The sequence below is a fragment of the Pseudomonas sp. WS 5078 genome, assembly GCF_012985745.1.
Classification (GTDB): domain Bacteria; phylum Pseudomonadota; class Gammaproteobacteria; order Pseudomonadales; family Pseudomonadaceae; genus Aquipseudomonas; species Aquipseudomonas lundensis_A.
Genome location: NZ_JAAQWX010000003.1, coordinates 74,673 through 99,672, shown reverse-complemented (window position 1 = coordinate 99,672; position 25,000 = coordinate 74,673). Strand labels below are relative to the sequence as shown.

The 25,000-nt window shown below is 56.5% G+C and carries 22 protein-coding genes; 11 read left to right on the top strand and 11 right to left on the bottom strand.

The genetic code is table 11. From position 1 onward, the window contains the following. Window positions 1-76: 76 nt before the first annotated feature. Complete coding sequence (rapA, locus tag HBN68_RS05840) at window positions 77-2,923, bottom strand: RNA polymerase-associated protein RapA (protein WP_094993603.1); 2,847 nt, start codon at window positions 2,921-2,923, stop codon at window positions 77-79. 172 nt (window positions 2,924-3,095) lie between these two features. Here rapA and HBN68_RS05835 point away from each other — a divergent pair, with 172 nt between their 5' ends. The 3 genes from HBN68_RS05835 to ccoM all read left to right on the top strand — a co-directional run bounded on the left by HBN68_RS05835 (window position 3,096) and on the right by ccoM (window position 3,924). Then, window positions 3,096-3,431 carry an aspartate-semialdehyde dehydrogenase gene (locus tag HBN68_RS05835; RefSeq protein ID WP_094993602.1) on the top strand — a complete coding sequence of 112 codons (336 nt, stop codon included), beginning with the start codon at window positions 3,096-3,098 and terminating at the stop codon, window positions 3,429-3,431. 75 nt (window positions 3,432-3,506) lie between these two features. Further along, window positions 3,507-3,668 carry a hypothetical protein gene (locus tag HBN68_RS05830; protein WP_094993601.1) on the top strand — a complete coding sequence of 54 codons (162 nt, stop codon included), beginning with the start codon at window positions 3,507-3,509 and terminating at the stop codon, window positions 3,666-3,668. 142 nt (window positions 3,669-3,810) lie between these two features. After that, window positions 3,811-3,924 (top strand): cytochrome c oxidase subunit CcoM, encoded by a 114-nt coding sequence (gene ccoM / locus HBN68_RS22380; protein WP_019411060.1) that lies wholly within the window; start codon window positions 3,811-3,813, stop codon window positions 3,922-3,924. A 193-nt stretch (window positions 3,925-4,117) separates the two neighbouring features. On the opposite strand, the gene HBN68_RS05825 is transcribed toward ccoM, so the two are convergent. From HBN68_RS05825 to HBN68_RS05790, 8 genes are all read right to left on the bottom strand, one after another. Then, on the bottom strand, window positions 4,118-5,590 hold the full coding sequence (locus HBN68_RS05825; protein WP_169963270.1) for an inorganic phosphate transporter: 1,473 nt from the start codon (window positions 5,588-5,590) through the stop codon (window positions 4,118-4,120). Between the two features lie 423 nt (window positions 5,591-6,013). Next, the gene (locus tag HBN68_RS05820; protein WP_047274113.1) at window positions 6,014-6,214 is read right to left on the bottom strand and encodes a hypothetical protein; all 201 of its coding nucleotides are present in this window, start codon (window positions 6,212-6,214) and stop codon (window positions 6,014-6,016) included. Between the two features lie 493 nt (window positions 6,215-6,707). Further along, window positions 6,708-7,532, bottom strand: a complete 825-nt coding sequence (locus HBN68_RS05815; protein ID WP_169963272.1) for a methyltransferase domain-containing protein — start codon at window positions 7,530-7,532, stop codon at window positions 6,708-6,710. A gap of 21 nt (window positions 7,533-7,553) precedes the next feature. Continuing rightward, on the bottom strand, window positions 7,554-7,949 hold the full coding sequence (locus HBN68_RS05810; RefSeq protein WP_262373472.1) for a hypothetical protein: 396 nt from the start codon (window positions 7,947-7,949) through the stop codon (window positions 7,554-7,556). A gap of 24 nt (window positions 7,950-7,973) precedes the next feature. Continuing rightward, window positions 7,974-9,164 carry an FAD/NAD(P)-binding oxidoreductase gene (locus tag HBN68_RS05805; protein WP_169963274.1) on the bottom strand — a complete coding sequence of 397 codons (1,191 nt, stop codon included), beginning with the start codon at window positions 9,162-9,164 and terminating at the stop codon, window positions 7,974-7,976. A gap of 414 nt (window positions 9,165-9,578) precedes the next feature. After that, complete coding sequence (gene adeC, locus HBN68_RS05800; protein WP_169963276.1) at window positions 9,579-11,030, bottom strand: AdeC/AdeK/OprM family multidrug efflux complex outer membrane factor; 1,452 nt, start codon at window positions 11,028-11,030, stop codon at window positions 9,579-9,581. After that, the gene (locus HBN68_RS05795; RefSeq protein WP_094993596.1) at window positions 11,027-14,188 is read right to left on the bottom strand and encodes an efflux RND transporter permease subunit; all 3,162 of its coding nucleotides are present in this window, start codon (window positions 14,186-14,188) and stop codon (window positions 11,027-11,029) included. The genes adeC and HBN68_RS05795 overlap by 4 nt, the downstream gene beginning before the upstream one ends. Before the next feature lie 3 nt (window positions 14,189-14,191). Next, complete coding sequence (locus tag HBN68_RS05790; protein WP_169963278.1) at window positions 14,192-15,343, bottom strand: efflux RND transporter periplasmic adaptor subunit; 1,152 nt, start codon at window positions 15,341-15,343, stop codon at window positions 14,192-14,194. A 267-nt stretch (window positions 15,344-15,610) separates the two neighbouring features. Here HBN68_RS05790 and HBN68_RS05785 point away from each other — a divergent pair, with 267 nt between their 5' ends. The 3 genes from HBN68_RS05785 to HBN68_RS05775 all read left to right on the top strand — a co-directional run bounded on the left by HBN68_RS05785 (window position 15,611) and on the right by HBN68_RS05775 (window position 17,993). After that, window positions 15,611-16,282, top strand: a complete 672-nt coding sequence (locus tag HBN68_RS05785; RefSeq protein WP_094993594.1) for a TetR family transcriptional regulator — start codon at window positions 15,611-15,613, stop codon at window positions 16,280-16,282. Window positions 16,283-16,662: 380 nt separating this feature from the next. Continuing rightward, entirely contained in the window at window positions 16,663-17,361 is a 699-nt protein-coding gene (locus HBN68_RS05780; RefSeq protein ID WP_094993593.1) for a CoA transferase subunit A, read from the top strand. Between the two features lie 2 nt (window positions 17,362-17,363). Further along, the gene (locus HBN68_RS05775) at window positions 17,364-17,993 is read left to right on the top strand and encodes a CoA transferase subunit B (RefSeq protein WP_094993592.1); all 630 of its coding nucleotides are present in this window, start codon (window positions 17,364-17,366) and stop codon (window positions 17,991-17,993) included. 156 nt (window positions 17,994-18,149) lie between these two features. Here HBN68_RS05775 and fdxA read toward each other — a convergent pair whose 3' ends face one another. Both fdxA and mutS read right to left on the bottom strand, forming a co-directional pair. Continuing rightward, window positions 18,150-18,473 (bottom strand): ferredoxin FdxA, encoded by a 324-nt coding sequence (gene fdxA, locus HBN68_RS05770; RefSeq protein ID WP_169963280.1) that lies wholly within the window; start codon window positions 18,471-18,473, stop codon window positions 18,150-18,152. A 130-nt stretch (window positions 18,474-18,603) separates the two neighbouring features. Further along, window positions 18,604-21,183 (bottom strand): DNA mismatch repair protein MutS, encoded by a 2,580-nt coding sequence (mutS, locus tag HBN68_RS05765; RefSeq protein ID WP_169963282.1) that lies wholly within the window; start codon window positions 21,181-21,183, stop codon window positions 18,604-18,606. 182 nt (window positions 21,184-21,365) lie between these two features. Here mutS and HBN68_RS05760 point away from each other — a divergent pair, with 182 nt between their 5' ends. From HBN68_RS05760 to recX, 5 genes are all read left to right on the top strand, one after another. Then, complete coding sequence (locus HBN68_RS05760) at window positions 21,366-22,097, top strand: XRE family transcriptional regulator (RefSeq protein ID WP_249275409.1); 732 nt, start codon at window positions 21,366-21,368, stop codon at window positions 22,095-22,097. Between the two features lie 268 nt (window positions 22,098-22,365). Further along, window positions 22,366-22,680: a phage holin family protein gene (locus HBN68_RS05755; protein ID WP_094995207.1), complete on the top strand. Its 315-nt coding sequence runs from the start codon at window positions 22,366-22,368 to the stop codon at window positions 22,678-22,680. Between the two features lie 111 nt (window positions 22,681-22,791). Beyond that, complete coding sequence (locus HBN68_RS05750) at window positions 22,792-23,292, top strand: CinA family protein (protein WP_094995208.1); 501 nt, start codon at window positions 22,792-22,794, stop codon at window positions 23,290-23,292. 83 nt (window positions 23,293-23,375) lie between these two features. Next, window positions 23,376-24,494: a recombinase RecA gene (gene recA / locus HBN68_RS05745; RefSeq protein WP_047292548.1), complete on the top strand. Its 1,119-nt coding sequence runs from the start codon at window positions 23,376-23,378 to the stop codon at window positions 24,492-24,494. Between the two features lie 7 nt (window positions 24,495-24,501). Continuing rightward, window positions 24,502-24,969: a recombination regulator RecX gene (recX, locus tag HBN68_RS05740; protein ID WP_094995209.1), complete on the top strand. Its 468-nt coding sequence runs from the start codon at window positions 24,502-24,504 to the stop codon at window positions 24,967-24,969. Window positions 24,970-25,000: the final 31 nt, after the last annotated feature.

Here is a 25,000-nt window from a genome sequence, read left to right as displayed (position 1 = left end):
AGGCGTTTTTAACCTGTGAATGTGGGGGGCGGGACAGCGAGGGTTGCAACCCGCTGTCGCCGCTGCTTCCCCACTGTCAGCCAGCGACCAGTACGCGAATGGCTTCGAGGCGCAACGCTGCTTTTTCAAGCATGGCCAGGCCTTGTTCACGCTGTTTGCGCAGCGCTACGAGTTCACTATCACGCACACTCGGGTTGACCGCCTGCAACGCGGTCAGGCGTGCCAGTTCTTCTTCTGTGTCAGCCGCCAGACGACGCTGGGCCTCAGCCACACGCTCGGCGTGACGCGGTGCGATTTTGGCTTCACCGGCGTTGATCTTCGGCGTGAGCTGGTCACGCTGTGCCTGTACGAACTTGTTGGCGCTGGCCCGCGGTACGCTTTCCAGTTGTTCATTCAGGGTGTCGAAAGAAACACGCGATGACAGGTCATTGCCGTTGGCGTCGAGCAGGCAACGCAAGGCAGCAGGAGGCAGGTAGCGGCCAAGTTGCAGAGCGCGCGGGGCAACCACTTCGCTGACGTAAATCAGTTCAAGCAATACCGTGCCGGGCTTGAGGGCCTTGTTTTTGATCAGTGCGACGGCAGTGTTACCCATCGAGCCGGACAGCACCAAGTCCATGCCGCCCTGCACCATCGGGTGTTCCCAAGTGATGAACTGCATGTCTTCGCGAGACAGCGCCTGATTGCGATCGTAGGTGATGGTCACACCTTCGTCGTCACCCAGCGGGAAGCTCGCATCCAGCATTTTCTCGCTGGGCTTGAGGATCAGGGCGTTTTCGGAATGGTCTTCGCTGTCGATACCGAACGCGTTGAACAGGGTTTCCATGTAGATCGGCAGAGCGAATTGATCGTCTTGCTCAAGGATCGCTTCAACCAGCGCTTCACCTTCGCCTGCGCCGCCGGAGTTCAGCTCCAGCAAGCGGTCGCGGCCGGTGTGCAGCTCTTGTTCAAGACGCTCGCGCTCGGTGCGGGCTTCGTCGATCAGCGCTTGCCATTGGTCATCGTCAGCAGCTTCGAGTAACGGCAGCAGGCGCGGACCAAACTGATGTTGCAATGCGTTGCCGGTCGGGCAAGTGTTGAGGAACGCGTTTAGCGCTTCGTTGTACCACTGGAACAGGCGCTGTTGCGGGCTGGTTTCGAGGTAGGGAACGTGCAGTTCGATCACGTGCTTCTGGCCGATACGGTCCAGACGGCCGATCCGTTGTTCGAGCAAGTCGGGGTGCGATGGCAGGTCGAACAGCACCAGATGGTGGGCAAACTGGAAGTTGCGGCCCTCACTGCCGATTTCCGAGCAGATCAATACTTGCGCGCCGAACTCTTCGTCAGCGAAGTACGCCGCTGCACGGTCGCGCTCCAGAATGTTCATCCCTTCGTGGAACACCGTGGCCGGGATGCCGGAACGAACGCGCAGGGCGTCTTCCAGATCCATTGCGGTCTCGGCATGGGCGCAGATCACCAGCACTTTGGTGCGCTTGAGCATTTTGAGCGTGTCGATCAGCCACTCGACGCGCGGGTCAAAGTTCCACCAGCGTTGTTCTTCGCTGATGTCCGGCTGCGACTGGAAGCTGACTTCGGGGTACAGCTCGGGGTGATCACCCAGCGGTAGTTCAAGGTATTCGTCCGGGCAGGGCAGTGGATACGCGTGCAGCTTGCGCTCCGGAAAGCCTTGTACTGCGGCGCGGGTATTACGAAACAGCACGCGGCCGGTGCCGTGACGGTCCAACAGTTCGCGCACCAGACGGGCGCTGGCTTCAGCATCCCCGGCGTTGACTTCCGCCAACAGGGCATCGCCTTCGGCGCCGAGGAAACCGTGGATGGTTTTTTGGGCTTCTGGCGACAGCCGGCCCTTATCCAGCAGCTCTTGCACAGCCTGGGCTACCGGGCGGTAGTTTTCGCTTTCAGCACGGAAAGCCGCCAGATCGTGGAAGCGGTTTGGGTCAAGCAGGCGCAGACGGGCAAAGTGGCTGTCCTGGCCCAACTGTTCGGGGGTTGCTGTCAGTAACAGGACGCCGGGGATAGTTTCGGCCAGCTGTTCAACCAGCGCGTACTCGGGGCTGACATTGTCTTCGTGCCACACCAGGTGGTGAGCTTCGTCGACCACCAACAGGTCCCAACCGGCGGCGAACAGCGCGTCCTGGGCTTTTTCGTCGTCCACCAGCCATTCCAGCGCCACCAGCGCGAGCTGGGTGTCTTCGAACGGGTTGCTGGCATCGCTTTCAATAAAGCGTTCTTCATCAAACAGCGCGACTTCAAGGTTGAAGCGACGACGCATCTCAACCAGCCACTGATGCTGCAGGTTCTCGGGAACCACGATCAGCACGCGGCTGGCACGGCCACTGAGCAGTTGGCGATGAATCACCAGGCCGGCTTCGATGGTCTTGCCCAGGCCCACTTCGTCAGCCAGCAGTACGCGTGGCGCAATGCGGTCTGCGACTTCACGGGCGATGTGCAACTGGTGAGCAATCGGTTGCGCACGCACGCCACCCAGCCCCCACAGCGGCGATTGCAGCTGGCGGCTGGTGTGCTCGAGGGTGTGATAACGTAACGAAAACCAGGAAAGCGGGTCAATTTGCCCGGCGAACAGACGGTCGCTCGCCAAACGGAACTGAATGAAGTTCGACAGTTGGGTTTCTGGCAGGGTCACGACTTCGTTTTGCTCGTTGAGACCGTGATAGACCATGAGCCCGTCGACATCTTCGACTTCGCGCACGGTCATTTTCCAGCCTTCGAAGTGGATGATGGTGTCACCCGGCGAGAAACGTACGCGCGTGAGCGGTGCGTTGCGCAGCGAATATTGACGGGTTTCGCCAGTGGCCGGATAGAGCACGGTCAACAAGCGACCGTCCTGTGCCAGAACGGTGCCTAAACCTAGCTCAGCTTCGCTGTCACTAATCCAGCGTTGCCCCGGTTGATACTGCTGCGCCATGCTGCCTGACTCCCGCTTTGAAAAAGCCGAGTATATTAACGGAACGAGGGCCTGAGACCAAAGGTCTCTGATAAAAACCTGATCGACGTCGTTCAGGCTGCCGCCGGATTTAACGGGCATCTCAAGTCAATCTGCGTCGGGCCGACAGCCTGAAAACAGGAGAACAATAAATATGCTGCCGCCGATTCTTCCCATCAGTGTGGTGCCGGTCACCTCCCAACAGGATCCGGTGCGCCCGCGTCCGGATATTCCGCCTGTAGTGCCTGCGCAAGCTAGCTCAGGCGACAGCACGATCAACTTGAAGAATCAGGACCCCGATCAGGCCTCGCTGTTGTTGCGTGAAGAGCAGCGACGCCAGCAGGAAAAGCGGCGTCGTGAAGCACAGGATGCGCCGCACGAAGTGGTGATCGTGCCGGGGGACGAATTGAATGGGGACAATACTGTGCCTGTCTCACCGCTGATCGACGGTGCGCCGCGCCAGGGGCAGTGGGTGGACATAGAGGTGTGAAATTTTTCTGGCCAGCTCGGCTGGCGCGCCGCATTATTGGCCCTTGCCGACACATCGACAGTGATCCCATTCCGTATGAGCCAAGACAGCAAGCTGGTAGACCTCGGCGCCGAGCGTGCCAAGCGCGTGCATGACCTTAATGAAAAGCGCCTTAAAGAAGTGCGTCAGGCGTTTGAACAGGCTATGCCCCTGACAAGTGCCAAGAAAAAACCGAAAAAAAAGCCTAAAAAACGCTGAACTGCGGCGTTTTCCCTGATCTGCGTCAACTATTACCCCTAACGTCCTCGAAGCTGTGGCCACTATTGATCCCGGTCAAGTTCTCTGCCTGCGCGTCTGGTTATTCTGGTTACACACAAACAAACACGCGCAGGAGGCCGTCATGTTTCTCGATAATGTGGTTATCGCTGGAGTACTTACCGTCGGCCTCATGGTCCTGTTTTTCGCGGGTTTGGGGATTTTTATCTGGAAAGATTCCCAGAAGCGCAATAAGTAGCGCCGGGTCTTTTCGATACACGAGCACGCAAGGCATTTTGGGCGACTTCGGTCGCCTATTTTTTTGTGTGTGTGTTTTGTGCAAGTGTGTGAGGTGGTTGCCAGGTAATGAATTAAGTGCGCTGTGAGTGCCCGCATCAGACAAAAAAAAGGTACGCCCCGTCAGGAGCGTACCTTTTTAGTGCGTCTGTTATTTAGGCGAGGGCTTTGGAAGCCAGCCAGAATAACGCTGCAGAAAGTGCAATCGTTGCGGGCAACGTCAGGACCCAGGCCATCAGGATGGTCTTGATGGTGTTGCCTTGCAGGCCGCTTTTGTTCGCAACCATTGTGCCCGCCACACCCGACGACAGAATGTGGGTCGTGGAGACAGGCAAGGCGAAGATGTTGGCCAGGCCAATGGCAAAGGTCGTGGTGATCTGTGCCGCCATACCCTGTGCATAGGTCATGCCTTGTTTGCCGATCTTCTCACCGATGGTTTTGACCACGCGTTTCCAGCCCACCATGGTGCCCAGGCCCAAGGCCAGCGCGACAGCCAGAATGACCCAGAACGGAGCGTATTCCGTGGTGGCTGTCAGGTCTTTACGCAGTTTTTCGAGGTCTGCTTTCTCGCGCGGCTCCAGGACCGGCAATTTGCTGACTTTCTTTGCCGTGTCATCCAGGCAAAGCAGGTAACGGCGGATCTCGATACGTTTTTCGGCCGACAACGACTGGTAATTCTCGACCCCTTTCAACGAACTGAGCAAGGCTGCGATGGTCGGCTCGGTTTGTTGCGGGTTGCAGCGGAACTCACCTGGCAGGTCGTCTTTCACGCTTTTGCCCAAAGCCAGAAATTCGCTCAGGCTTGTGTGATTGCGCTGATAGAACTGACTCAAGTGCAGGGTCGCGTCCCGTGTGCGTTCGATCTGATAGGTCGTGCTGTTGAGGTCAAGTACGAAGGCACTCGGCACGATACCGATCAATACCAGCATGATCAGGCCGATTCCCTTCTGGCCATCGTTGGAGCCGTGCACGAAGCTGACGGTCATGGCCGAGATCACCAGTACCAGACGGTTCCAGAACGGCGGGTGCTTCTTGTCATCCAGCTTGCGACGCTGCTCGGGCGTCTTGTGCATCTTGGAGTTCGGACGCCACCATTTGAGGCCTACCAGCAGCAAACCTGCCACAACAAAGCCTGCCAGCGGCGAGAACACCAATGACGCACCAATGTCGATTGCCTTCTGCCAGTTCACGCCATCACTCACCGGGATACCGGTAATCAATGCGTTGGCCAGGCCGACGCCCAGGATCGAACCGATCAGGGTGTGGGAGCTGGAGGCCGGGATGCCGAAGTACCAGGTACCCAGGTTCCAGGTAATGGCTGCAGCAAGCAGTGAGAACACCATGGCCAGGCCATGTCCGGTATTCACATTGACCAGCAGTTCGACCGGCAGCAAGTGAACAATGGCGTACGCCACGCCCACACCGCCCAGCAAAACGCCGAGAAAATTGAACACACCGGAAAAGAACACCGCCAGGTGAGGCGGCATGGCTTTGGTGTAGATGACAGTCGCTACCGCATTCGCGGTGTCATGAAAGCCGTTGATGAACTCAAACGCGAGAACAAAGGCTAGGGCGAAGAAGAGGCTGACAAGAACCCAGGCATCCAATCCGCTTAATAGATCGATCATGAAGGTTTTCTGACACGGTCATAAAGGGGGCCGGATTATGCCAGAAAACCTTGGTAATCGATGCACTAGCTGCCCGTTGGTAACATCTGTAAATGAAAAAACCTGTCAGACCGGTCAGTTTCCGTTGGCAGTAAATACACTCCAAGCCGCTGATAACAAAGGCTATACGCGGTTTTCGGGGCAAACATTGAGCCAAGGGGCGTGTCTGAATCGGACGTATGAAATTTCTTTTCCGGGATGTTTTGCCGCAACGTCTCCTGCTGATGGCTGGAAAATAGCCCGTCGGATCGCTGAATATCCTCATCGAAGGAGCCACTTGCCTCGCGAACGCTCTGAACGATAACGCCCAGAAACTGACTGGGTGTACATCTCGTGTTTGAGGTGTTCACGAAGCAAGCCTGCTCCGGTACTGCACGTGACCTGTCAGGGCGCCTCGGGTTTCAGCTCTTTTTCAATTTTCTGGATTTCCTGCGTGAAGGCCTGATCAAGCAGGCTGGCGCGCTTGCGCCATGGCTTACGCTCGGGCTCGGGTTGAGCTGCATAAGTCGTCACTTCACCACCGTAAACGTCCTTGTAACGTTGCTCCTGACGCTCAAGTTCTGCGCGCAGTTCGTCTTTCGTCACAGTGTTACCTAATTAAGTAGAGTTTGAATCGGGATCAATGGCATGGCCAAGTACGGCGCTAATAAATATGCGCGAATGTAAATTTTCCATGTCACGCCGCAGGCGGTCGCTTCAACTATCGAATCAAAGTTGGTTGGTTCGCGTGCTTTAAAAGCAAGGCAATTATCCACCCTCCGACTACCCTTGCAACGCTGAGTTGGTCAGGAAAGGCGGTTGAAGAGGGGCTTTTTGCCTGCATCTAGACTGTTCTGTAATGCCCATGAACAGTGGCTGCTACTATCGCCCAAGCTGTTCGGCCGCGTCAACGCTCATGTGATAGTCAATACAGGGATGTCCGACGAAAGAATCAAGCGAATTGATGGCGTGCGCTCCTAATGACGTGGCTATAAGTGGCAGTGAATATAGAACGCTCGTTCTGTATTCACTGTCGAAAGTTGCACATCTGAACAAATAGTCACGGCGCTAATTGTGCAGATCGTTCATGCCGGGCGGCTCAAACTGTGGCAAGAATGAACACCCGCTTGAACGGAAACAATGTCTGGCCATTGGCTTCTTGTGGATAGTGCTCATGCACCAGACGCAGATAGTTTTCAATGAAGTGTTTGTTTTCGGCCTGATCCAGAGCCAGTAAAACTGGACGCAGGGCCGACACTTTGACCCAGTCAAAGATAGGGGATTTCCCTTCTACCACCTGCAAGTGTTCGGTTTCCCAAATATCCAGCTCCTGGGTCAGTGGCGCCAACAGTTGGTAATAGCTTTTAAGTGGAAGTACTGTGCGTTCGGCCATGAATTGACGCAGTTGAACAGTGCCTAGCGGTCGGCCATTCGGCCCGCCAGTATTGAGGGTTTCCAGCATTAGCTCGTACCACAACGCATCGCGCCAATTAGGCATGTGCGCCGCCAGACAACCGCCAGGGTTTAACTGGCTTAACAATTGCGGGATCAAGGTTTCATGGTCGCTGATAAAGTGCAGCACCGCAGCGGCAAATAATAAGTCTGCTTGGCGGTGAGCACGCCACTGCTGGACATCACACTTTTGCCATAACGCCTTGATGGGCAGGTAAGTGGCTTCTTCCAGCATCTCGGCAGAGCTATCGACGCCAGTCAGGTCAGCCATCGGCCAACGTTTGGCCAGCAGTTGCGTCGCAATGCCGGTTCCGCAACCCAAGTCGTAGATCCGTTGAGGGTGTTGCAGGTCAACATGATCCAGCAGCTCAAGCACGGGGCGCTCTCGCAGGCGGGCAAATTGTTGATAGGACGTGGCGTCCCATTGGGTGCTGGCAGTCCGTGCCAGTGAAGTCTGAACCTTGGTAAGCATGAGGTGGTCCTCCCGTGCATTTCAGAGTTGTCTTCCGATGACATTAAGGGTGCGCAATGCCACAGCGCAGCCGCGTCGGGTGTCTTCATGACGCAGCAGTGAAAGTAATTGGCTAAAGGTGGGTGCTTGGGAGTCGGCGGCAGTCTGGGCACTCGCCATGCGTACAGCGTTCCCTAATGACCAACTGACCGACGTGAGTTGCTCAAACAGCAGTGCCAGTTTTTCCACCATGGCCGGGTCCAGCAGGTCCACGACGTCCGACACCAGACTCAAGATATCTACCAGATTGTCCAGGCGACCGCTTTGAACCAGTGGCGTGATTTTGGCCAGTAGGTGTTCCAGATCCAGTGCAGGCTGATGAGTCGAACCCGCCGGGTGGCCCGAGTCGGTTAAAGGTGGCTGTTCAACGGTGTCCATACAGGTGCTCCTCCCGGTGTCGGGTCACAGCATTGCGCGGGCGACAGCCCAATAAATTCCCCGGTTAAATCCGTTTCTAAGTAACCCTCCCAGTTTGGTCGGCGGGGTGGGCAGGACATCGGTTTGGTAGTCGTACCAGAGTGGCATCCCTGCATGGAGGCCCATCTGGGCAATAGCTTGCACTCGGCCGTCATAGACGCTGACGTTGGTGCCAAGACGAATCTTGCCGGTAATGTTGTTGGCGATGACCGGCCCCTGGTTGTGGCAAGCGCCTCCCGCTTTGCTGATGGGTAGATCGACTGTGTCACCGATCACGTAGACGTTGTCGAGGCCGTACACTTCGAGGGTTTCATGGTTGGTCGGCAGCCACCCTTCATTGTTCTGCGCGTGCGATGCGCCGCTGTAGAGCACGGCGTCAACGGCGCGAATAGGCGGCGTGGCCATCAGGATGTCGAACGGTTGTTCGTCGCCTTCCTCGCTATAGGCAATACGGGCGTCGGGATCGACCTTGCTCAATGTAAAACCGCGCTGAAAATGAATGTTCTTTTGCTCAAAGAGATTTGGCAGCACCTCGGCGGTGGGGCGTTGCAGGAATAGACAGTTGCGCATCAGCTGCGCGGTTGTCGGATAGGTGTAGACGATCTCGACTTGATTGCGCACCCCGCGCCGACGCAGGAAGTCGTCGAGCATCAAGGTTGTCTCTACCGGTGCGATTCCGCACTGGTGAGGCACATTGGGGGTATGCGGGAAAGACACGGTAATGAAAATCCGGCCTTTTTTGAGGGTGCTCAACCGTTCTGCCAACTGACGGGCTGGCGCGTATTGATAGAAATGATCGCCAGCTTCCTTGAGTCCTTCAATCCGTTCGGGAGCGGGAATGCAGCCGGTAGCAATCACCAGGTAGTCATAGCCAAAACGCTTTCCACTTGCAGTTTCTAGCATTTGATCGTTGAAGTTGAAGCGGATGACCTCTTCAACCCGAAAATCAATTTCAGGTCTTAACAAGGAGCGCTCAGCGCGTTTGAGTTCGTCATTGAAAAACAGGTGGAATGCGACGTACATGAAGGCGGGCTTGTAGTAGTGATCGGGCGAGTTGGAGAGCAACGTCAATTGCACATCGCCGCGGAGTATTTCCGGGTAGAGCTTTGTGACCAGTTGATTGGCCAGTAATGTGCCTCCCACACCACCGCCTACGATGATGATCTTCTTAACCATTGCATGACCTCCGTGGTCGGGTCAGCCAAGCGGTTCGAATCACCTGAATCGCTGGCTGGCCTGTTGTAATAAACACGCATACAAAATCCGGTTATCGATGAAGACTGTATGCGCTGCCGCTGTTTTAGCCAGTGCCGACGGGGCGCAAAAAAACAGATGGATAATTGACTGGTACTCAGTGGCTGCCAATTAGCGTGTCCAACGCGTTACGGGCTAAGCAGTTTTTGCGGGAACAGTACAACGGCTGCAGCAGTGGCTGCGTATATAGAGAGAGGCTTGTGGCCTTAAATGATGGGTTTCATTCGGACGAGTGGGGCGCTTGATTCGCGTGTCCGTGCGTGTGCTTGAAGCGCTCTGTTGCCTAAAACGAACAAACCCGCCATCAGGCGGGTTTGTTATCTAACGGTGCCGTGATCAGGCTTTTGGCGGCTCGGACGAGATCGGGCGGTTTTGCCCGGTCTGTTCGTACCAGCCACCACCCAGCGCCTTGTACAGATTGACCTCGCTGGTCAGCTGCGAAAGACGGTCGCTGATCAATGATTGTTGCGCACTGAACAGCGAGCGTTGGGCATCGAGGAACGTCAGGTTGCTGTCGACCCCGATACGGTAACGGCGTTCGGCTAACCGGTAGTAATCCTGGTTGGCATTCACGAAGTCCGTTTGAGCTTGCAGCTGCTGGCTGTAGGTCTGGCGTGCTGCCAAACCGTCAGACACTTCCTGAAAAGCGGTCTGGATCGCCTTCTCATACTGCGAGACGGTAATGTCCTTCTGGATTTTCGAGTAGTCCAGGCTGGCACGCAAGGCCCCTGCGTTGAAGATCGGCAGGTTGATTTGCGGCGAGAACAGCCAGGTGCCCGAGCCTCCTTTAAACAGCCCCGACAGATCTGGGCTCAAGGTCCCGGCATTGGCGGTAAGGCTGATGCTTGGGAAGAACGCTGCACGGGCAGCGCCGATGTTGGCATTGGCGGCCAACAACTTGTGCTCGGCCTCCAGAATGTCCGGACGGCGTTGCAGCAAGTCAGAAGGCAGGCCAGCGGGTACTTCTGTCAGCAGATCTGCCGCGAGTGGTTTGCTCGCTGGCAGGTCCTGCGGAATGCTCGTGCCGAGCAGCAGTGCCAGGCTGTTCTGATCCTGAGCCACCTGACGCGTGTAGCGCGCCAGTTGCACCTTGGCGTTTTCCACCGAGGTGCGCGACTGGCTGACTTCCAGCGCTGAAGCCACACCGACTTCATTGCTGCGCAGGGTGAGCTTGTAGCTCTCGTCGAACGCTCTGAGTGTGTCTTCGGTCAGCTTGAGCAGCTCGTTGTCGGCCTGCCAGGTCAAGTAGGCATTCGCGACACTGGCAACCAGGCTGATCTGCGTAGTGCGACGGGCTTCTTCGGTTGCAAAGTAATTTTGCAGTGCCTGATCGCTCAGGCTGCGGATGCGGCCGAACAGATCCAGCTCATATGCGCTGACCGCAAGGGTCGCCGAGTATTGGCTGGTGATGCCGGACTCGCCGGTTTGCGACAGGCGCGCTGGTGTCCGCTGACGGCTGCCACTGGCATTTGCCGTGACTGCCGGAAACAGATCCGCACGCTGGATGCGGTACTGCGCGGCATACGCATCGATGTTCAGGGCCGCGACACGCAGGTCGCGGTTGTTCACCAGCGCTGTCTGGATCAACTGCTGCAGGGCCGGGTCATGGAAGAACTGACGCCAGCCTTGTTCCGCGGCGGCCTGAGCAGGTGCTTCATTAGGCTTGTAGGCCGGGCCTTGCGGGTACTGCGCTGCTACCGGCGCGTCAGGGCGCTGGTAGTCAGGGATCAGCGAGCAGCCGCCCAGCGTAAACGCTGCTACGGCGACTGCGAGAAGCGACTTGCTCATTGGCCAGCCTCTTGATTTGGAGTTTTAGTCAGGTCCACTTTCTGTTTCGCGTCTTTGTCCTTACCGCTGCCGAAAGACGAAACGGCTACGAAGAAGAGCGGCACCCAGAACACAGCCAGCACAGTTGCAGTGATCATGCCGCCGATCACGCCTGTACCAATGGCGTGCTGGCTGCCCGACCCTGCGCCGGAGGAAATGGCCAGCGGGATAACACCCAGTACGAATGCCAGCGACGTCATGATGATCGGACGCAGACGCATACGGCAGGCTTCAATGGCGGCTTCAGTCAGTGTTCGCCCTTGTTCGTGAAGCTCTTTGGCGAACTCGACGATCAGAATGGCGTTTTTTGAAGCCAGACCGATGGTCGTCAGCAAGCCCACTTGGAAGTACACGTCGTTGGACAGGCCCCGCAGGCTGGTGGCCAGCAATGCACCGATGATCCCCAGAGGCACAACCAGCATCACGGCAATCGGAATCGACCAACTTTCGTACAGCGCCGCAAGGCACAGGAAGACCATCAACAAGGAAATGGCGTACAAGGCAGGTGCTTGCGAACCTGACAGACGTTCCTCGTAAGACAAGCCGGTCCAGGAGATGCCCACGCCAGCTGGCAACTTCTTGGCCAGCGCTTCGACTTCAGCCATGGCTTCACCACTGCTGTAGCCGGGTGCCGGAGCACCGAGAATTTCCATCGCCTCTACGCCGTTGTAACGCGAGAGTTTCGGCGCACCGTAGATCCACTTGCCCTTGGCGAATGCCGAGAACGGCACCATGGTCCCTTCATCGTTGCGCACGTACCATTTTTTCAAGTCTTCCGGGTTCATCCGCGAGTCAGCTTCGCCTTGCAGATAGACCTTCTTCACACGACCACGGTCGATGAAGTCGTTGACGTAGCTGGCACCCAGACCGATGGACAAGGTGTTGTTGATGTCGCTCAGGCCTACACCCAGGGCGCGGGCCGCTTCATCATCGATTTCCAGTTGGTACTGAGGCTCATCGTTCAAGCCGTTAGGGCGCACGCCTGCCAGGATTTTGCTCTGCGAAGCCATACCCAAAAACTGGTTACGGGCTTGCATCAGTTTTTCGTGGCCGATACCGGCGCGGTCTTGCAGGTAAACGTCAAAACCGGTGGCGTTACCCAGCTCCATCACCGCGGGCGGGGCAAAAGCGAACACCATCGCATCGCGGAAGGTGGAGAAGTGCGCCTGAGCACGTGCAGCCAGGGCAAACACGCTGTTGTCGGCATCACGCTCGCCCCACGGTTTGAGCATGATGAACGCCAGACCGGAGCTTTGACCGCGGCCCGCAAAGTTAAAGCCGTTTACGGTAAAGACAGAGGATACCGCCGCCGATTCATCGGTCAGTAAGTACTCACGCATACGGTCAATGACCAGTTGAGTGCGTTCTGCAGTCGTGCCGGCCGGGGTTTGCACCTGGGCGAAGAGCACGCCCTGGTCTTCTTCCGGCAGGAACGAAGTCGGAATGCGCGTAAACAGGAACACCATGCCTACGACGATCAACACGTACGCCAGCAAATACGGCGCCTTGTGACGCAAGATGCTGCCCACGCCTTTCTCGTAGCGTTTTACGCCGCTGTCGAAAGTGCGGTTGAACCAGCCGAAGAAGCCGCGCTTGTTTTCGCCATGATCGCCTTTCTTGACCGGCTTGAGCATGGTGGCGCACAAGGCCGGGGTGAAGATCAGGGCAACCAGTACCGACAGCGCCATCGCCGAAACAATAGTGATCGAGAACTGTTTGTAAATCACACCGGTAGAGCCGCTGAAGAACGCCATAGGCAGCAGTACCGCCGACAGCACCAACGCAATACCGACCAGTGCACCCTGGATTTGCTCCATGGACTTTTTGGTGGCTTCTTTGGGCGGCAGCCCTTCTTCGCTCATGACCCGTTCGACGTTTTCCACCACCACGATGGCGTCGTCCACCAGCAAGCCGATGGCCAGTACCATGCCGAACATGGTCAATGTGTTGATACTGAAGCCGGCCGCAGCCAGGATCCCGAATGTACCGAGCAATACCACCGGCACTGTCATCGTGGTGATGATGGTGGCGCGGAAGTTTTGCAGGAACAGGAACATTACCAGGAACACCAGCGCAACTGCTTCAACCAGCGTTTCAACCACACCTTTGATCGAGGCCGATACCACGGGTGTAGTGTCGTACGGGTAAACCACTTTCATGCCAGGCGGGAAAAACGGAGCCAGGTCGTCGATGGTTTTGTGCAGTGCCTTGGCGGTGTCCAGGGCGTTGGCACCGGTCGCCAGCTTAATTGCAAGGCCAGAAGATGGCTTGCCGTTGTACTGTGCGCTGATGCTGTAGTTTTCGCCGCCCAGACCGACTTCGGCAACATCGTGCAGGCGCACTTGCGAGCCGTCGGTGTTGACCTTGAGCAGGATCTTTTTGAACTCTTCGGCTGTTTGCAGGCGCGTTTTGCCGATGATGGTGGCGTTCAGCTCCTGACCTTTGACCGCTGGCAGGCCGCCCAGTTGTCCGGAAGACACCTGTACGTTCTGCGAGGAAATGGCGGACTTAACATCCACCGGGGTCAGGTTGTACTTATTCAGCTTGGCCGGGTCGAGCCAGATACGCATGGCGTACTGGGCACCAAACACCTGAAAGTCACCCACACCTTCGGTACGGGAGATCGGGTCCTGCATGTTGGAGACAATGTAGTTGGACAAGTCATCCTTGTTCATGCTGCCGTCTTCAGACACCACACCGATAACCATCAGGAAGTTTTTCACTGCCTTGGTCACACGGATACCTTGCTGCTGAACTTCTTGAGGCAGCAGCGGGGTCGCCAGGTTGAGCTTGTTCTGCACCTGCACCTGAGCGGTGTCAGGGTCAGTGCCTTGCTCGAAGGTCGCGGTGATGGTCATGCTGCCGTCGGAGTTGCTTTCAGACGACACATAACGCAGGTGGTCAATACCGTTGAGCTGCTGCTCAATCACCTGAACCACGGTGTCCTGTACGGTTTGTGCCGAAGCACCCGGATAGGTCACGGAGATCGAGATGGCCGGTGGCGCAATGCTCGGGTACTGGTTAATTGGCAGTTTCAGTATCGAAAGTGCCCCGACCAACATGATCACCAGGGCGATTACCCAAGCGAAAATCGGACGGTCGATAAAAAATTTCGACATGGTTTACTCCCCTTTACTGCCTGCAGCTTTTTCTGTTGCCGGGGCAGATGCCGGGGTTGTGCCTTGTGGTTTTTCCAAGATTTTGACTTCAACGCCAGGCTTGATGAATTGCAGGCCGTCAGTAATCAGGCGGTCGCCCGGGTTCAGGCCTTTCTCGACCAACCAGTCGCTGCCCACGGTGCGGGATGCTTCAAGCACGCGCAACTCAACCTTGTTGTCCGGGCCGACGATCAATGCTGTCGGTTGGCCTTTAAGGTTATGGGTCACGCCCACTTGAGGCGCCAGGATCGCATTGCTGTCGATACCGGCTTCCAATTGTGCGTGCACGAACATGCCCGGCAACAGGATTTCATCAGGGTTCGGGAACACCGCGCGCAAGGTCACGGAACCAGTGGTTTCATCGACCGAGACTTCGCTGAATTCAAGGCGACCTTCACGACCATATTCACTGCCGTCCGGCAGTGTCAGCTTGACCTTGGCGGCGTTTTCGCCGGCTTTCTTGAGGCGGCCATCGGCCAAATCTTTGCGCAGCTCCAGCATTTCAACCGAAGACTGAGTCACGTCGACATAGATCGGGTCAAGTTGGGTGATCACTGCCAGCGCATTCGCCTGACCGCTGGTGACCAATGCACCTTCGGTATACAGCGAGCGGCCGATGCGCCCCGTCAGAGGTGCCAATACCTTGGTGTAACGCAGGTTGACCTGGGCTGTGTTCAGCGTGGCCTCCGCTTCAAGGCGCGCAGCTTCAGCGTTGTCGTATTCCTGACGGCTGACGGCTTGTTCTGCGACCAATTGCTTGTAGCGGTCAGCCAGGGATTTGGCCGATTGTAACGTCGCGCGTGCGCTCAAAACGGCACTTTCATAGATGGCCGGGTCAATTTGATACAGCTGTTGACCGACTTTGACGTCAGAGCCTTCCTTGAACAAACGCTTGAGAATAATCCCGTTTACCTGTGGGCGAACCTCCGCAGAACGGTAAGACGTCGTTCGGCCTGGAAGATCGGTGGTCAAGGTAAAGGGCTGAGCTTTCAGCGTGACAACACCGACCTGAGGGATTTGTGGGGCAGGTGCCGCTTCTTCCTTTTTGCATCCGCTGAGCAGCGATGCAAGGGCGACGGCGGCAACCAGAGCGGTAACAGCTGGCTTGAATTGCATGAAAATCCTCGGGTCAGGCACGCGAAAGCGCACAAGAATAGTGGAAGGGTAAAGAAAGCTGTTCCGGGTGGATAAGTAGCTTGCTAAGGAATATACTTACATTCGTGTCTGTTTGTAAATAGCGGGGTTGTGTCGTTAAAGGCATGCCGCAACCCCTTTCAATGCGTGAAGTGTAGGCCGGGATAAGGCACAACAAACGCCACCCGATATAGGTTTTGAGGGCTTTTCAGAGTCGTCAAGACCACCCTGATTGAGGTTTTTATTGCCATGGTGCGTCGTACCAAAGAAGAAGCTCAGGAAACCCGCAGTGCGATCCTCGAAGCGGCCGAAAGGGCTTTTTATGAGCGAGGCGTTGCGCGCACCACGCTGGCGGATATCGCAACGTTGGCCGGGGTGACCCGAGGCGCGATTTACTGGCACTTCAGCAATAAGGCTGATGTGGTTCAAGCCATGCTGGACAGCTTGCACGAGCCTTTGGATGCGCTGGCCGAGGCCTGTGAGAATCAGGACGAAGTCGACCCGCTTGGCTGCATGCGCAAGCTGTTGATCCATTTGTTTCACCAAGTGGCAATTGATCCAAAAACTCGGCGGATTAATGAGATTTTGTTTCATAAGTGCGAATTCACTGACGAAATGTGCGATTTGCGCCGTCAGCGCCAAGTGGCGATGATCGACTGCAATACTCGGATCGAGCTGACCTTGAGCAATGCGATTCATCGACAGCAACTCCCCAAAACACTCGACGTGCGCCGTGCTGCCATTTGTTTTCACGCCTATATCGACGGTCTTCTCGGGCAATGGCTGCTGGTTCCCGACAGTTTTGAGCTTCATAAAGAGGCAGAGTCCTGGGTCGACGTGGGTCTGGATATGTTGCGTCTGAACCCTGGCTTGCGAACATCAGACAAAACCGAATCTGAGTCTAGTTCTCTACAGCCATAAGGTGAGAGAAGATTTTGTCTGTAAGACTTTTAGAACCGCGGCGGTCTTTATATACGTCTAGGCCGTGGGTTTAAAGTTAGCGAGCTACGTATTTTGTAGGTCAATTGTTACCAGTTGGTTAACGGCTGTAGTCCTGAGCGGATTAGTCCGTCAAAGAGTTGTACCAGCGCGACACGCCCTGCATTTATTTCGATGCCATGGTCACTCATGGCTAGAGTTCCCGCGTCGCCTTCCCCTACACTCGGGCAACGCTCTGGCCAAAGGCCGGAGCAGCCAAGATCGGAGGGTCGGCAACAGCCGTTTTCAGCGGTGCCCGCCCTCGACTAAAGCAAGCAGGCCATCGGCGCCAGGCGCGCCGTGGTGAATTCGAGGAATAACAAGTGAATAAGATTTACTCGAGTGCTGAATCCGCCTTGCAGGGGCTCGTCGAAGACGGCATGACCCTGGCCGTGGGGGGGTTTGGACTGTGCGGGATTCCAGAGGCGTTGATCGCTGCATTGCGTGACACCGGCAAGCGCGAACTGACTGTCATCAGCAACAACGCCGGTGTTGACGGGTTTGGCTTGGGCCAGCTGTTGACCACGCGGCAAATCCGCAAAATGATTTCTTCTTACGTAGGCGAAAACAAGGAGTTCGAGCGTCAGTACCTGGCGGGCGAATTGGAACTTGAGTTCACCCCGCAAGGCACGCTGGCTGAAAAACTCCGTGCCGGTGGTGCAGGCATTCCGGCGTTCTTCACTAAAACCGGCTACGGAACCCTGGTGGCCGAAGGCAAGGAAACCCGCGAGTTCGATGGCGAGTGGTACGTTATGGAACGCTCATTGCGGGCAGACGTTGCGCTGGTTAAAGCCTGGAAAGCCGATAAATCAGGCAATCTGCTGTTCAATAAGACCGCGCGCAATTTCAATCCGCTGGCCGCGATGGCGGCCAAAGTGTGCGTGGTCGAGGTGGAAGAAATCGTTGAAATTGGCGAAATCGACCCCGATCAGGTTCATTTGCCCGGGATCTACGTGCAGCGGTTGATTCTCAATGCCGCCCCGGAGAAACGCATCGAACAACGCACTGTGCGGAGCGCCTGATCATGGCCTGGACTCGTGAAGAAATGGCGCACCGCGCCGCCCAAGAATTGCAGGATGGTTTTTACGTCAACCTGGGAATCGGTTTGCCGACACTGGTTGCCAACTATATTCCGCAAGGCATGGATGTGTGGCTACAAAGTGAGAACGGTTTGTTAGGTATCGGCCCGTTTCCCACTGAAGATGAAGTCGATGCCGACTTGATCAACGCCGGCAAGCAAACCATCACTACGCTACCCGGTAGCAGCTTCTTTAACAGTGCCGACTCTTTCGCGATGATTCGCGGTGGCCACATCAATCTGTCGATCCTGGGTGCGATGCAAGTGTCCGAGAACGGTGATCTGGCCAACTGGATGATTCCCGGCAAGATGGTCAAGGGCATGGGAGGTGCCATGGATCTGGTGGCTGGGGTAAAGCGCGTGGTGGTGCTGATGGAGCACACTGCCAAAGGCGGGGCCCATAAATTGCTCAAACAGTGCGATTTACCGCTGACCGGTGTGGGTGTAGTGGATCGTATCATCACCGATTTGGGGGTTCTGGATGTCACCGACCAAGGTCTTAAGCTGGTAGAGCTTGCGTCGGGCGTTACCCGTGAGCAATTGCAAGAAGCCACGGGGTGCGACATCGCAGGCTAAACCCTTTGGCCTGTTCGTCAGCGACAAGCCAGGCATGCGCTGCAGTCGCTGATGAGACACGAAGCTGCAACCTGGGATAGCGAGAAAACTGCAAGAAACGCTGAAACGTAAAAAGCCCCGGCTCATATGAGTCGGGGCTTTTTAGTGCAGCGTGAATCAGCGCTCTAGATCAGCGATCTTGCCTTTTTTGCCATCCCACTCGGCAGCGTCAGGCAGAGGGTCTTTACGCTCAGTGATGTTTGGCCAGATTTCCGCCAGCTCGACATTCAACTGAATGAAATTTTCCATACCCGCTGGCACTTCATCTTCCGAGAAGATGGCTTGCGCCGGGCATTCAGGCTCACAAAGCGCGCAGTCAATGCACTCGTCCGGGTGAATCACCAGGAAGTTCGGGCCTTCGTAAAAGCAGTCCACCGGACAGACTTCTACGCAGTCGGTGTACTTGCACTTGATGCAGTTGTCGGTGACGACGAAGGTCATTTCTAATTTTCTCCTCAGGCGGCGGCAGCGAAGCCCTTCCAGGTCGGGTTCGCCAGGTTCGGGAGTGGTATCTATTGACCAGGCTAAAAGGCCAGTAGCAACCCAAACCGCGCGCGATTCTATCGCATGGTTAGATGCGTGTCTTTAATGTGTAGAGCAAATCAAGGGCTTTGCGTGGCGTCATCTCGTCAAGATCAAGCTTGGCAAGGTCGTCCAGCACCGGATGCGCAAGGCTAGCAAACATATCGCTTTGCTGGGGCGCTGATTGTTTGCCAGGAGTCGGGGCAGGCACTTCATGGGGCAGGCTGGTGGTCTCCAGGCGGCTCAAATGCTCGCGGGCGCGGGTGATGACATTCGCCGGAACCCCCGCCAGCTGGGCGACCGCCAGGCCGTAGCTTTGACTCGCGGGGCCGGGTAATACGTGGTGCAAGAAAACAATGCGTTCGTTGTGCTCGGTGGCACTCAAATGCACGTTGGCCACCAGCGGCTCGCTTTCTGGCAGTACTGTCAGTTCGAAATAGTGCGTGGCGAATAGCGTATAGGCGCGTAATTGAGCGAGACGTTCTGCCGCAGCCCAAGCCAGCGACAAACCGTCGAAGGTGCTTGTGCCTCGTCCCACTTCATCCATCAGCACCAAACTGCGCTCAGTGGCGTTGTGCAGAATATTGGCAGTTTCGCTCATTTCCACCATAAAGGTAGAACGGCCACCGGCCAGGTCGTCGCTGGAACCAATGCGCGTGAAAATCCTGTCGACCAGCGACAGTTCGCAGCTGGCGGCGGGCACAAAACTGCCAATGTGCGCCAGCAGCACGATCAATGCGGTTTGCCGCATGTAAGTGGATTTACCACCCATGTTCGGCCCGGTAATGACCAGCATGCGTGTGATGTCATCCAGCGCCAAGTCGTTGGCCACAAAAGGGGTGGTCAATACTTGCTCCACCACCGGATGACGGCCTTGTTGAATACGCATGCACGGTTCTTCAACAAACCGCGGGCAATTGAGGTCGAGGTTCAGTGCTCGCTCGGCCAAGTTGCTCAGCACGTCCAGTTCGGCCAGTGCGGCGGCGGTGTCTTGCAGCGGCGGCAGCTCCCCGATCAAAGTCTCGAGAAGTGCTTCGTAGAGCATTTTTTCGCGAGCCAGCGCCCGGCTTTTGGCTGACAGGGCCTTGTCTTCGAAGGCTTTCAGTTCGGGGGTGATAAACCGCTCGGCACCTTTGAGGGTCTGACGGCGGATGTAATCCGCAGGCGCCTGTTCCGCCTGTTTGCTAGGTAGTTCGATGAAATAACCGTGCACGCGGTTGTAGCCGACCTTGAGGTTGGCCAACCCGGTGCGGGCTTTTTCACGGGCTTCCAGATCAATCAGGAATTGACCGGCGTTTTCACTGAGGGCTTGGAGTTCATCCAGCTCGGCATCGTAGCCGGTTTTCAGCACGCCGCCGTCGCGAATGACCGCAGGCGGATTATCAATAATCGCTTTGTCGAGCAGCGCTGCCAATTCGGGGTACGTGCTGGTGGTAACAGCCAGTTGCTGCAAGTGCGGCGCGTGCAGATCGAGCAAGGCGTCTTGCAGTTCAGGCAGTGCGGCCAGCGCGTCACGCAGACGCGCCAAATCGCGGGGCCTAGCGTTACGCAGGCCGATACGCGCCAGAATGCGCTCCAGATCGCCTATCTCCTTGAGCTGAGGCTGCAGGCGCTCGAAGCGATAGCCGTCCAGCAGGCAAGTAATCGAGGTCTGGCGTGCCAGCAACACCGGCAAATCGCGCAATGGACGATTCAGCCAGCGCGTCAGCAAGCGGCTGCCCATGGACGTCTGACAACGATCGACTACCGATTGCAGTGTATTGTCGCGGCCGCCCGCAAGGTTGGTGTCCAGCTCAAGATTACGGCGGCTGGCGCCATCCAGCACCACGGTGTCGTCCAGGCGCTCATGACGCAGACTGCGTAAATGGGGCAGGGCAGTGCGTTGGGTCTCCTTGGCGTAGCTGAGCAAGCAACCGGCCGCGCCGATGGCCAAGGTCAGGTTTTCGCAGCCAAAACCCTTGAGATCTTGGGTGGAGAACTGCTGACACAGGCTTTTGAGTGCCGAATCGCGTTCAAAATCCCACGGTGCACGACGACGAACACCGCGGCGCTTCTCGGCAGGCAGGCCTTGAGGCCAGTCATCCGGGATCATCAGCTCCACCGGATTGATGCGCTCCAGCTCAGCCAGCAGGTTTTCCCAGCCCTTGATTTCCACCACCGAAAAATTGCCGCTGGTGATATCCAGGACGGCCAGTCCAAACAAACGTTCATCGCCTAGCACTGCGGCAATCAAATTGTCACGGCGCTCGTCTAGCAGCGCCTCATCGCTGACAGTTCCCGGCGTGATGATCCGCACCACTTGACGCTCGACCGGCCCTTTGCTGGTGGCTGGGTCGCCAACCTGTTCGCAAATCACCACTGACTCGCCAAGCTTGACCAGTTTGGCCAGATAACCTTCAGCCGCGTGGTAAGGAATGCCGCACATCGGAATCGCCTGCCCCGCCGACTGCCCACGTGCCGTGAGGGTGATGTCCAGTAGCTTGGCGGCCTTCTTCGCATCTTCGTAGAAGATCTCGTAAAAGTCGCCCATGCGATAGAACATCAGCTGATCAGGGTGCTGGTTTTTCAGGCGCCAGTACTGCTGCATCATCGGTGTGTGAGAGGACAGGTCGGAAGTATTTTTACTCATCAGGGCTTAGGCGGATTCATTTATAGAGAGGAGTGAAAAGCGGGTGCCAGGCACAGCTTTATGGCAATGGGCGCAAGGTTAACATGCCAGCGCCTTGCATCTACAGGCATGCTGGGGTCAGTCCGGCGTGTTGCTATAAAGAGAAGAATTAGGATTTGCCAACCGGGTGCTTGCCCAGCAATATTCCGCGCATGCCTAAACGTACTGTTTCAATCGTCCTTAAAGAGTTGCTCGCGCGGCACCACATCAGTGCCATGGCGTTGCACCGCATCACGGGTGTCCCGCAATCCACGTTGTCCAGAATTTTGAGTGGCAAGATTGCCGAACCGTCTGACCGTCATCTTTCAAAAATAGCCGCTTATTTCAATATCAGCACCGACCGTCTGCGCGGTCGTGAGGACCCTGCGCCTTACGCCGAGCCGCTGCATCCGGAGCTGCGTGATATTTGCCTGTGGGATGACGATACCCCCGTGGCTGACGATGAGGTGTCGATTCCGTTCTTGCGCCAAGTTGAGCTCGCGGCAGGCTCGGGGCGTTTTGCCATCGAGGAAAGTGAGCGGGCCAAATTGCGTTTTGGGAAGCGCAGCCTGCGCCACAATGGCGTGCAGTTCGATCAAGCGAAATGTGTAACGGTTCGCGGCGACAGTATGCTGCCGGTCCTGCGTGACGGCGCAACAGTTGGGGTCAACGCCGGGAAACGTTCAATGGACGATGTCGTGGATGGCGATCTTTATGCAATCAACCACAATGGCGAGCTTCGAGTAAAACAGCTGTACCGCCTGGCATCAGGTCTGCGTTTGCGCAGCTTTAACCGCGACGAGTATCCGGATGAGGATTATCACTATGCCGACCTTGAGGACGAGCAACTGGTGATTCTCGGTCATGTGTTTTGGTGGGGCATGTACGCCCGTTAGACCTGTTTCCCCGCCAAGGCCTACTGTCAATAGGCCTTTTCTATCCTAAGGATATTTCCTGCCCGTCCAGCGATTCGTGCTGACTCAGATAAGTGAAAACAAGAAATATGCATCAGTGCATTGACTGTATATTCATACAGGCATAGTCTTGGTTTCTGGCTGCAGAGGTCGACCTTACGCAAGGATGTGGTGCGAGAGGAGCGTCAAGTGTTCAGCCTAAAAGTCAGACATTGACGCTTTTCGATAAGGACTCAGGAGTGATGAAGCGATGAATGATCCGCAAGTTTTGTTGGATATGCCGGTGTTGCTGGTCATTCTTCTGGCACTGGTAGGCGGTATTTTTGGAGAAATGTGGCGCGCAGACAAAGAAGGCGCCAGCGGTTGGCCGCTGGTGCGCCGCCTGGCGTTGCGCTCTGGAGCTTGCATGGTGTGCGGTGTCTCGACGTTCATGCTGCTTTATTCGGCAGGCATGTCGGTGTGGGCGGCAGGCGCCTTGGGATGTTTGACCGCGTTGGCGGGTGCAGATGCTGCCATCAGCCTGTATCAGCGTTGGGCCGCAAAGCGTTTGGGGGTTGACGGCTAGCCTTGGCGAGCTGTGTGACATTCACTTCCTGAGGTCATGCCCGGCCCGTGGCGAGCCGAATGTGGGTCGTGTAGCTTAGTGGCCCGAGTGAGCGCTTAAAAGGAGGCGATCGTGGACGAATTAACTCAGCTTGCGGCTGAACTTGGGCGTCAGTTGCAGGTTCTTAATGCGCAGGTCACGACGGCCGAATCATGCACCGGTGGTGCAATTGCAGAAGCCATTACCCGTATCGCAGGCAGTTCGGCCTGGTTTGAAGCCGGGTTTGTGACCTATTCCAATCAGCAGAAAACCAGGCAATTGCAAGTGCCCGAGCCATTATTCGGCCAAGTCGGCGCTGTCAGCCGTGAAGTGGTAGAGGCCATGGCACGTGGCGCACAAGCGCAGAGTGGCGCGCGTTTTTCCGTTGCGGTCAGCGGTGTTGCCGGGCCGGGCGGCGGTTCTCCGGACAAACCGGTAGGCACCGTCTGGTTGGCGTGGGGGGTTGGCAGTGAAGTTTCTGCCGAGTGCAGGCACTTCCCGGGAGATCGCGACGACGTCCGCCGACAAACTGTTAAAGCGGCTCTGGAAGGGTTAATACGCCGAACGGTAAGCGAAATAAAAAATCAGGGGTAGGCGATCCTGAAACCCTGTGGAATAATACTGGCTACTTATACAGTTATCGGCCGCTAGGCCTTATTGATTACGAGAGGACTTTAATGGACGACAACAAGAAGAAAGCCTTGGCTGCGGCCTTGGGTCAGATCGAACGTCAATTCGGCAAAGGCGCCGTGATGCTGATGGGCGATCAGGACCGCCAGGCCATTCCGGCTATCTCTACCGGTTCGCTGGGTCTAGACATCGCGCTGGGCATTGGCGGTCTGCCAAAGGGCCGTATTGTTGAGATCTACGGTCCGGAGTCTTCCGGTAAAACGACCTTGACCCTGTCCGTTATCGCACAAGCTCAAAAAGCGGGCGCCACCTGCGCATTCGTCGATGCCGAGCATGCACTGGACCCTGAGTATGCCGCCAAGCTTGGTGTGAACGTTGACGATCTGCTGGTTTCGCAGCCTGATACCGGCGAACAGGCACTGGAAATCACCGACATGCTGGTGCGCTCCAATGCGGTTGACGTGATCATTATCGACTCCGTGGCGGCACTGACACCTAAAGCAGAAATTGAAGGCGACATGGGCGATACCCACGTGGGTCTGCAAGCCCGCTTGATGTCGCAAGCCCTGCGCAAAATTACCGGCAACATCAAAAACGCCAACTGCCTGGTGATCTTCATCAACCAGATCCGTATGAAAATCGGTGTGATGTTTGGTAGCCCGGAAACCACTACCGGTGGTAACGCCCTGAAGTTCTACGCTTCGGTTCGACTGGACATCCGTCGTACTGGTGCGGTGAAAGAAGGCGACGTGGTAGTCGGTAGCGAAACCCGGGTCAAAGTGGTCAAGAACAAAGTGGCGCCACCCTTCCGCCAGGCAGAATTCCAGATTCTGTATGGCAAGGGTATCTACCTCAATGGCGAGATGATCGAGCTGGGCGTATTGCACGGTTTCGTTGAAAAAGCCGGTGCCTGGTACAGCTACCAGGGCAGCAAAATCGGTCAGGGCAAGGCCAACTCGGCCAAGTTCCTCGATGAGAACCCGGACATCAAGGCCACTCTTGAGAAACAACTGCGGGACAAGCTGCTTGGCCCTAAGACTGAAAGCGAACTGGCTGAAATGAAAGTCATGCCAAAAATGAGCAAGGCGGCCAAGCAAGCGGCTGCGGAGCAGGAAGCGGCCGAGATGGAGCTTGAAAACACCGGTTCGGACGACGACAGCAACTGATTGAGCCATGACAGCTGTTCTGGAAGACCTCACCGCCATTCGGCGATCCGCAATGGACCTGCTCGCCCGCCGCGAGCACGGTCGAGTTGAGCTGACGCGCAAGTTGCGTCAGCGCGGCGCTTGTCCTGAGATGATCGACATCGCCCTCGACCGTTTAACGGAAGAGGGGCTGTTGTCAGAGTCGCGTTACCTCGAAAGCTATATCCGCTATCGCGCCCGTTCCGGTTACGGCCCTTTACGTATTCGTGAAGAGCTTAACCAGCGGGGGTTATCGCGTGGGGATGTGGAAGAAGCATTACGTGAGTCTGAAATCAACTGGCAGGAGCAGCTAAAGGATACGTGGCAGCGAAAGTTTTCAGGGTGCATGCCCGAAGACCTCAAGGAGCGCGCTCGTCAGGGGCGTTTCTTGAGCTATCGCGGCTATTCGCTTGAAATGATTAGCCGACTGCTTAGCGGTCGGGAGTGTGATGATTAGCACGCGTCCCCCCCCCTTGCCAGCGACAGAT

What these genes read in the sequence shown, in the direction of transcription:
- rapA (WP_094993603.1), bottom strand. Translation starts at nt 2,923, where the DNA reads ATGGCGCAGCAGTATCAACCGGGGCAACGCTGGATTAGTGACAGCGAA.
- HBN68_RS05835 (WP_094993602.1), top strand. Translation starts at nt 3,096, where the DNA reads ATGCTGCCGCCGATTCTTCCCATCAGTGTGGTGCCGGTCACCTCCCAA.
- HBN68_RS05830 (WP_094993601.1), top strand. Translation starts at nt 3,507, where the DNA reads ATGAGCCAAGACAGCAAGCTGGTAGACCTCGGCGCCGAGCGTGCCAAG.
- ccoM (WP_019411060.1), top strand. Translation starts at nt 3,811, where the DNA reads ATGTTTCTCGATAATGTGGTTATCGCTGGAGTACTTACCGTCGGCCTC.
- HBN68_RS05825 (WP_169963270.1), bottom strand. Translation starts at nt 5,590, where the DNA reads ATGATCGATCTATTAAGCGGATTGGATGCCTGGGTTCTTGTCAGCCTC.
- HBN68_RS05815 (WP_169963272.1), bottom strand. Translation starts at nt 7,532, where the DNA reads ATGCTTACCAAGGTTCAGACTTCACTGGCACGGACTGCCAGCACCCAA.
- HBN68_RS05810 (WP_262373472.1), bottom strand. Translation starts at nt 7,949, where the DNA reads ATGGACACCGTTGAACAGCCACCTTTAACCGACTCGGGCCACCCGGCG.
- HBN68_RS05805 (WP_169963274.1), bottom strand. Translation starts at nt 9,164, where the DNA reads ATGGTTAAGAAGATCATCATCGTAGGCGGTGGTGTGGGAGGCACATTA.
- adeC (WP_169963276.1), bottom strand. Translation starts at nt 11,030, where the DNA reads ATGAGCAAGTCGCTTCTCGCAGTCGCCGTAGCAGCGTTTACGCTGGGC.
- HBN68_RS05795 (WP_094993596.1), bottom strand. Translation starts at nt 14,188, where the DNA reads ATGTCGAAATTTTTTATCGACCGTCCGATTTTCGCTTGGGTAATCGCC.
- HBN68_RS05790 (WP_169963278.1), bottom strand. Translation starts at nt 15,343, where the DNA reads ATGCAATTCAAGCCAGCTGTTACCGCTCTGGTTGCCGCCGTCGCCCTT.
- HBN68_RS05785 (WP_094993594.1), top strand. Translation starts at nt 15,611, where the DNA reads ATGGTGCGTCGTACCAAAGAAGAAGCTCAGGAAACCCGCAGTGCGATC.
- HBN68_RS05775 (WP_094993592.1), top strand. Translation starts at nt 17,364, where the DNA reads ATGGCCTGGACTCGTGAAGAAATGGCGCACCGCGCCGCCCAAGAATTG.
- fdxA (WP_169963280.1), bottom strand. Translation starts at nt 18,473, where the DNA reads ATGACCTTCGTCGTCACCGACAACTGCATCAAGTGCAAGTACACCGAC.
- mutS (WP_169963282.1), bottom strand. Translation starts at nt 21,183, where the DNA reads ATGAGTAAAAATACTTCCGACCTGTCCTCTCACACACCGATGATGCAG.
- HBN68_RS05755 (WP_094995207.1), top strand. Translation starts at nt 22,366, where the DNA reads ATGAATGATCCGCAAGTTTTGTTGGATATGCCGGTGTTGCTGGTCATT.
- recA (WP_047292548.1), top strand. Translation starts at nt 23,376, where the DNA reads ATGGACGACAACAAGAAGAAAGCCTTGGCTGCGGCCTTGGGTCAGATC.
- recX (WP_094995209.1), top strand. Translation starts at nt 24,502, where the DNA reads ATGACAGCTGTTCTGGAAGACCTCACCGCCATTCGGCGATCCGCAATG.